Source organism: Pseudomonas sp. DSV-1 (assembly GCF_035830915.1).
GTDB lineage: Bacteria > Pseudomonadota > Gammaproteobacteria > Pseudomonadales > Pseudomonadaceae > Aquipseudomonas.
In genome coordinates, this window is sequence record NZ_JAYMYG010000004.1 from 1 (window position 1) to 6364 (window position 6364).

The following is a 6364-nucleotide window of genomic DNA, read 5'->3' on the forward strand; positions in this document are numbered from 1 at the left end:
TACCAGGTCTCGTTCCCCGCACGCAAAGCAGAGATTCCCCGAGACCTTGGCCAGAGCGATTGCCGTCGCCGCTGGCCCGAATGAAACCCTGCCTTGGCAGGGTTTTTTCGTTTTAATGCTATGTATCTATCGCCCAAAGATATTGCGTTTGCTCGCCCAGCGCAAACCCTGTGTCTTTCACAAGCTACCGTGAGGGGCTGGCAGCTTGACTGCCTAGCTGCACCGTAGCCTACAAGGTCCTACGGACCGCATTAGTGAACGGTCGGTTATAGCAGTAGACTGTGGGCACCCTACAGACAGAACCCGACACTGCCCTACATGGCAAAATTAACCATCGGCCGCATGGCAAAACTCTACGGTTTGCACCGTTCAACATTGCACGAGGCCGTGTCTAAAGGCCGCGTGACTGCTGGCCTGGACGGTAAAGGGCAAAAGGTTATCGACCTATCAGAAATGATCCGTGTCTATGGCGAACCACAGGGACGTCCCCTACACCGCCCTACACTTAACCCAACACCCTCGCCCTACACTTTCCCTACATCTGAAATAGACGCCCTACACCCAGCCCTACAGCCGCTAATTGAGGAAGTTCGACTGCTGCGCACAGAGATACACGAATTACGTGAGTCACTTCGGCTGATTGAGCATAAGCCCGCCCCAAAACCTGTTTCGGCTCCGAGTACGAAACTAGGGGACACCGCTACTTGGGCCAATCTGCTCGACGCTCTAGATGACTGAAAGCCACCGTCAGTTTCGCGGGCGCGAAACTCCAACGGAGGTCAAAACCTCTGTACCAGGAAACCTCAGGAGCCGGTGACTTGGCCCAGTCTAATCAACCGCATAGACCAATAAACAAGCCATGATGCTGGTCTACTTATCTGTGTCTCTGTGTTGTCTCTGTGTTGCCTGCTGCTCTCCCTGTGAGTTTTCCTTGAGTTACTGAATTGAGACCCTCATCCGTCAACCAGTAGCCTCGCAACGGAAGCTCTGAAGCTTGCGGGGTAGGGCTCAACCCATTGGTAACAGCGCAAACCCGAAAAATACGGAATCGAAAATTCGTTTTGTGTCGATCGATACAAAACATGTGTTATGGTCGGTAACAAACCCGCAGAGCGTATTCAGTCAATGGCCCGCCCTCGTACATTCGATGAGTCAATGGTTCTAACCGCCGCAGTCGAGGCATTCTGGACGCATGGATATGAGGGGACTTCTACCCGCGATCTCGTCAAGGCCACAGGCCTAAACCAGCCAAGCCTGTACAACGCCTTTGGCGATAAACGCAGTCTTTATCGTCGTTCCCTTGATCACTATCTGGAATGCAGCGTGCGTGAGCGAATTCAGCGTCTTGAAGGCTTGCCTCATTCTGGAATGGCCATTACCAGATTTTTTGCAGAACTGGTAGATCGCACGCTGAACGATCCCCTTCATCGCGGATGCCTGCTGGTAAATTCGGCCATCGAGGCGAGAGCAGATGACGCAGACTTGCGTCAGGCAGTGGTAGATGAACTCCAGACAATTCGAAGTTTTTTTGAAGGCCGGCTGGTTGCCTTCACCACACAACGCGACGTTGCTGGAGAAGTCAATGCAACGGCGGGCGCCAATCACCTCCTTAGCGTATTGCTAGGCGTTCGAGTGTTGGCGCGAATTAATCCTGATCCTGCGTGTGTCACAGACGCTATTGGTATTGCACTCAAAAGTCTTGGGCTTCCGCCCCTGGCACTTTGCGACATTCACTGACCGCCACTACACGGAGTCAACATGATCAAGTTCTACTATCACCCGTCACCCAACCCCGCAAAAGTTGCGCTTTTCCTCGAGGAAGCAGGTCTTGCGTACGAACTCATCCCTGTCGATACCCGCAAGGGAGAGCAGCACGATCCGGCGTTTCTCAAGATCAACCCAAACGCCAAGACACCGGCTTTGGTTGACGGCGACACCGTAGTGTTCGACAGCAACGCCATACTGCTTTACCTGGCGGAAAAGAGCCGAAAATTCCTACCCGCTGACAATCTGAAAGCACGTGGAGAAATGTATTCCTGGCTCATGTTCATCGCGACTGGCATCGGCCCGTACTCTGGTCAGGCAGTGCATTTCAAACACTTCGCCCCCGACCCCAAAGATTACGCCGTTACCCGTTACACCTTTGAAGCCTGGCGTCACTGGACGATCATCAACGACCGCCTGGCAAACATGCCTTACATGTTAGGAAATGAGTACACGCTGGTGGATATGGCGGTGTGGGGCTGGGCGCGAGCAGTACCTTTCATCCTGGGTGACGAAGCTTGGGGGAAACTTCCAAACGTCAAACGGCTCCTTGATGAAATCAATGCGCGACCGGCAGCCCAGCGAGCTGAAGCACTGAAGACCCAACACAGTTACAAGACCGAAATGGATGCTGACGCCCGTAAAGCGATGTTCCCTCAGATTATTCAGTAGAGGTGCAAGATCATGATCGACCTGCATTACTGGACTACCCCTAACGGGCACAAAATTTCCATATTCCTTGAAGAGTCGGGCCTGCCTTATCGGATCGTGCCGGTGAACATTGGGAAAGGGGAGCAATTCACGCCTTCATTTTTAAAAATTGCTCCCAATAATCGTATTCCAGCCATTGTAGATCATGAGCCACTGGACGGTGGTCAGCCGTTGTCAGTCTTCGAGTCGGGTGCCATTTTGTTGTACCTGGCAGATAAAACTCATCAGTTCATTCCTGGCGATCTACGAGGGCGCAACGAAACCTTGCAGTGGTTGTTCTGGCAAATGGGTGGGTTGGGGCCGATGGCGGGGCAGAATCATCACTTCGTACAATACGCTCCGGTGCCAATTCCCTATGCGCAGGAGCGCTACGTCAAGGAAACCGCTCGATTGTATGGCGTGTTGAATAAACACTTGGCGGATGGCCGTGACTACATCGCTGGCGACTACAGCATTGCCGACATGGCCAGTTATCCATGGATTGTGCCCCACGTCCGGCAGCAGCAAGAGCTTGCCGACTTCCCTCATTTGGCTCGCTGGTTTGAGCGAGTAGGTGATCGACCTGCGACAAAGCGTGCATATGCGATGGCGGAACGAATCAACACCGCTCCGGTCGTCGACGAGGAAACACGCAAGCTGCTATTCAATCAGGACGCGAGCACGGTTCGATAAGCGATCGTTTCAGCCAGTTTTTTTTCAGGGGATGCGACGAAACGCCATAAAAACGGTTGAAACCTCGGTAAGTACCGAGGCTTCATCAAAATGGTATTTTTCCAATACAGCCCTAGTTCGTCGTCTGATCGTTGTTGCTGACATGACTATGAGCCGTAAACTTAGCTTGTCTGTGCATCCCGTGGGATGTATTGAGTGTCGGCCTAACCTGCACTCAAGAAAAAACCGCCTTCCTAAAGGCGGTTTTTTTTGCCTGCGATTTAGTCGCAATGGTAGGTCATAGTTCAACTGCAAAGCCCCGCACGCCCAACCCCTCGGCAAAGCGACCTACCGCTGTCAGGCTGGCCCAGGTACGAATCACTTCGCGCCTCGACCGTACCGGGATCAGCCGCGAGTGCGGCCCGCCGAGGCGTACCGAAAACGTCCACTTGGTACGGGTGGTATCACGGCCGGCGACAAACTCCCTGACCGCGTTCTGTTGTACCAGGTGCTGCAACGCGTCTTCGTGAATCCCGTCCCCGATCACAGCAGCAACGCCGTGACGCGCTCCTGAGCGGCGTCATCCATGATCAGGTACAGGCTTTCAATCTCCGCCGGCTTAAGCACCTTGAGCACCTCAAGCGCTTCGACAAAACCTTGAGCTCGTTCGCTGGCCAGATGCACCTGCAGGGTGTCGGCGCTGAGCTCGATAGTGGTCAGGCGGAGGCGCAGGTTCTCTAGAACCTCGGGCGGCATTTTTATCGCGGTAAACGGATCGTTACCGTAACGAACATTCATCGCCGGATCTCCTCAGCCTGACGTTTGAAGTCAGCGGCCTGTTCTTCACTCAAGGCACCGTCTTTCACAAACTGCAGCAACCAGGCATTCCAACTGATCAGCCCTTTTTTACCTTCGGTGGCCAGTTTTTTTCCCAGCGTAAATGCCATGACCCGAAGCTGGTTGGGGTCTCGGTGGACGCTTTTTTCATAGCTAAGCGTTTCTAGCAATGCGCTGGTCAGTGCGGCCTCAGCTGGATGTGTAAGTTTCATTAACTGCAGGCCGCGCCTTACCACTTCTTGTTCGATGAGCATATGCGGTTTCCTTGTCCGAGTAGGTGGCCCACTACGCGTAAAACCATAGCAAGGGGGTCTGGTGTACCAGTGTAGGGGGGTGTGGTTTCCGTGCCCACAAAAAAAGGCCCCCAGCACTCTCTCAAGTGTGGGGGCCTTTTTGACATAAGCGGCGTTATTCGTAACGGCTGCTCACTTCTTGGTCAGGAATGTCTTGCCGGCTGTTGCTGCTGGCTTGCCCAGCACATAGACCGGTCCTACTTCCTCTTTGCCTGCCAGCTCGCGAACTCCGCTAACCACAGCAACAATCACCCAGCCGTTGGCTAAGTATTGATTAGCATCATCCTCGCTGAACGATTCATAAATCTCGCCGATATTAGTGTTCGACATCGTGACTCCTTGGGTTGTGTAGGCAGCACCGACACGGAACTGCCCGGGTTCCTTTCTATTCGTTATGCGCTCCCGTGTTGCTAGTAGCAACAACCGGTCGAACGATATTGTCGCGGCTAAAATCCGGCGGCAGCTCGAGCCCGCAATTTCATGACGGTTCGCGCTGAAAGTCCCCTAATGTCCTCGCCATGAAAAACCATGTGTGCCCGGTGCGACTTGGTTTCCGCGTCCCAATCCTCCATATCATCGATCAGGAAGGCGTGCTTGCCCAGGTACGCTGCCGCCAAGTCAGTGGCCAAGCTGCGGGCGGGTTCGCCCGCAGTTTCGAAAACCCAATCCAGGATATCGCTCATCTGCTCGGCGGGTGTCCGCGGCACAACACCTTTGGCCTGATCCTGGACGAATGCGTTGTAAAGCAGTGCGCCAACCTCGGGATCTTCTGCTGGGTTGCCCGGGCAGAGCCTGGGCTCCCAGGGAATCTGATACATCGATTGGCCAAGAACGTCCTGCAGGACGTAATCCGACGGCTTTACCAAACGCTGCATGAAGTTATCTCCCAAGCAAAAATCGCATGGTAACGCGTCCAGAGCGGCCTTAGCCGCTCTGATAAATCGTCGTCGAAGACGGCGAAAGTAGCCTGACAGAAACTCCCCCGAGCCCACGAGGGGAGTTAGGAAAAATGGCCCCTAGGCCAAATTTTTCCGGTCTGCCCTGGTGAAACCCGTTCAGGGTGTAACCAGGGTGCGAAGCATCAGGCCGCACCGCTTGCGTGCGCGTCAGGTGAAACCGGACCAACCTGGATTCGCGATGTAGCAGTCAAGAAAGGGACAAAGGACCGCAACGAGACGTCGCGCAATTGCAGAATGCAGATTGGTCCGGCTTTGCCGGGCGCGCACGCGGGTGAATTTTCGAGACAAGCCCGTCCAGGGCGCAGGGGAGGAAAGAGGGTGGAGGCTCGCGCAGCGAGTCGGAACCCTGAAAGCCTGAAGGGGCGCTCCCCCGGAAGGTTTGGGCGTCCCGCAGGGCGGCCACGACAGACCGTAGGGATGGCGCGCTGTGGATCTGTTTTTGTCTTGGTTTATCTATGGTTTTTGCTATGGGTCGTTCTATTGCTGCGGTTATTACTCCAGCAATAGAAGGCCCATAGAAAGCGTACAAAGGTGAAAAGGTACAAAAGGGCAAAAAGCCAAGGGCATTCGCGCTGCGCGCTCACCAGCTCGACCCCCTAAAGGGGGACCCCCACTCGCTGGGAAAAATCCAGAGCAGGTAATAACCCTGAGAGACAAGAGCACGAGCAATGATGGCTGACGCCAGTCTAAGGCCGCCCACTGGCGGCAATAATGATGGCTACGCGACGCTCTTGATGGCTCCCACTGGCGTGGGAGCCCCTACGATCGGCTTTTAAAAAAAGCGTCTCGCATGACTCCACGCAGTGAGGATTTTGTTCCAGGTACAGCACCCGGCTCCCACTCCCAACAGGCGTTCCAGACTTTCGGGGATTGTTTACCACTGCGCCCCCTGCCCTCTTCGGCGTCTGGCGGTTGGTGGGTTTTAGGACAGTGACAGCGCCCGTGGTTGGGGTTTTACGCTGCCCTGCCATTGCCTTCTCGCCCTTGCGGGTCGCACCTAACCGGCTATACCGGCTGCCGTGAAGAGATCCCCTTGATCGGCAGCTATTACTTTCCCGGGCCCAAAGCATCTTGATTCCAAGCGTCGGGAAGAGGTGTCGGGGGAGGCTGGAAGCTGGACAGACGGGGGTTTTCCCGACAGAATTGGCT

The 6364-nt window shown here is 54.8% G+C and carries 8 protein-coding genes; 3 read left to right on the forward strand and 5 right to left on the reverse strand.

Features of this window, described 5'->3' with window-relative positions; genetic code table 11:
• Positions 1-1155: 1155 nt before the first annotated feature.
• The 3 genes from VSQ83_RS26675 to VSQ83_RS26685 are packed head-to-tail and all read left to right on the forward strand — an operon-like array spanning position 1156 to position 3147.
• Positions 1156-1737 (forward strand): TetR/AcrR family transcriptional regulator, encoded by a 582-nt coding sequence (locus tag VSQ83_RS26675; protein WP_258178644.1) that lies wholly within the window; start codon positions 1156-1158, stop codon positions 1735-1737.
• 21 nt (positions 1738-1758) lie between these two features.
• Positions 1759-2436 (forward strand): glutathione S-transferase family protein, encoded by a 678-nt coding sequence (locus VSQ83_RS26680; protein WP_200646073.1) that lies wholly within the window; start codon positions 1759-1761, stop codon positions 2434-2436.
• 12 nt (positions 2437-2448) lie between these two features.
• Entirely contained in the window at positions 2449-3147 is a 699-nt protein-coding gene (locus VSQ83_RS26685; RefSeq protein ID WP_166589624.1) for a glutathione S-transferase N-terminal domain-containing protein, read from the forward strand.
• Positions 3148-3424: 277 nt separating this feature from the next.
• Here VSQ83_RS26685 and VSQ83_RS26690 read toward each other — a convergent pair whose 3' ends face one another.
• The 5 genes from VSQ83_RS26690 to VSQ83_RS26710 all read right to left on the reverse strand — a co-directional run bounded on the left by VSQ83_RS26690 (position 3425) and on the right by VSQ83_RS26710 (position 5131).
• Positions 3425-3673: a hypothetical protein gene (locus VSQ83_RS26690; RefSeq protein ID WP_106118787.1), complete on the reverse strand. Its 249-nt coding sequence runs from the start codon at positions 3671-3673 to the stop codon at positions 3425-3427.
• Positions 3670-3924 carry a hypothetical protein gene (locus tag VSQ83_RS26695; protein ID WP_326427933.1) on the reverse strand — a complete coding sequence of 85 codons (255 nt, stop codon included), beginning with the start codon at positions 3922-3924 and terminating at the stop codon, positions 3670-3672. The genes VSQ83_RS26690 and VSQ83_RS26695 overlap by 4 nt, the downstream gene beginning before the upstream one ends.
• Positions 3921-4217 carry a hypothetical protein gene (locus tag VSQ83_RS26700; RefSeq protein WP_326427934.1) on the reverse strand — a complete coding sequence of 99 codons (297 nt, stop codon included), beginning with the start codon at positions 4215-4217 and terminating at the stop codon, positions 3921-3923. Before VSQ83_RS26700 ends, VSQ83_RS26695 begins: the two co-directional genes overlap by 4 nt.
• 171 nt (positions 4218-4388) lie before the next feature.
• On the reverse strand, positions 4389-4586 hold the full coding sequence (locus tag VSQ83_RS26705) for a hypothetical protein (protein ID WP_326427935.1): 198 nt from the start codon (positions 4584-4586) through the stop codon (positions 4389-4391).
• A gap of 116 nt (positions 4587-4702) precedes the next feature.
• Positions 4703-5131 carry a hypothetical protein gene (locus VSQ83_RS26710; RefSeq protein WP_326427936.1) on the reverse strand — a complete coding sequence of 143 codons (429 nt, stop codon included), beginning with the start codon at positions 5129-5131 and terminating at the stop codon, positions 4703-4705.
• Between the last annotated feature and the right edge of the window lie 1233 nt (positions 5132-6364).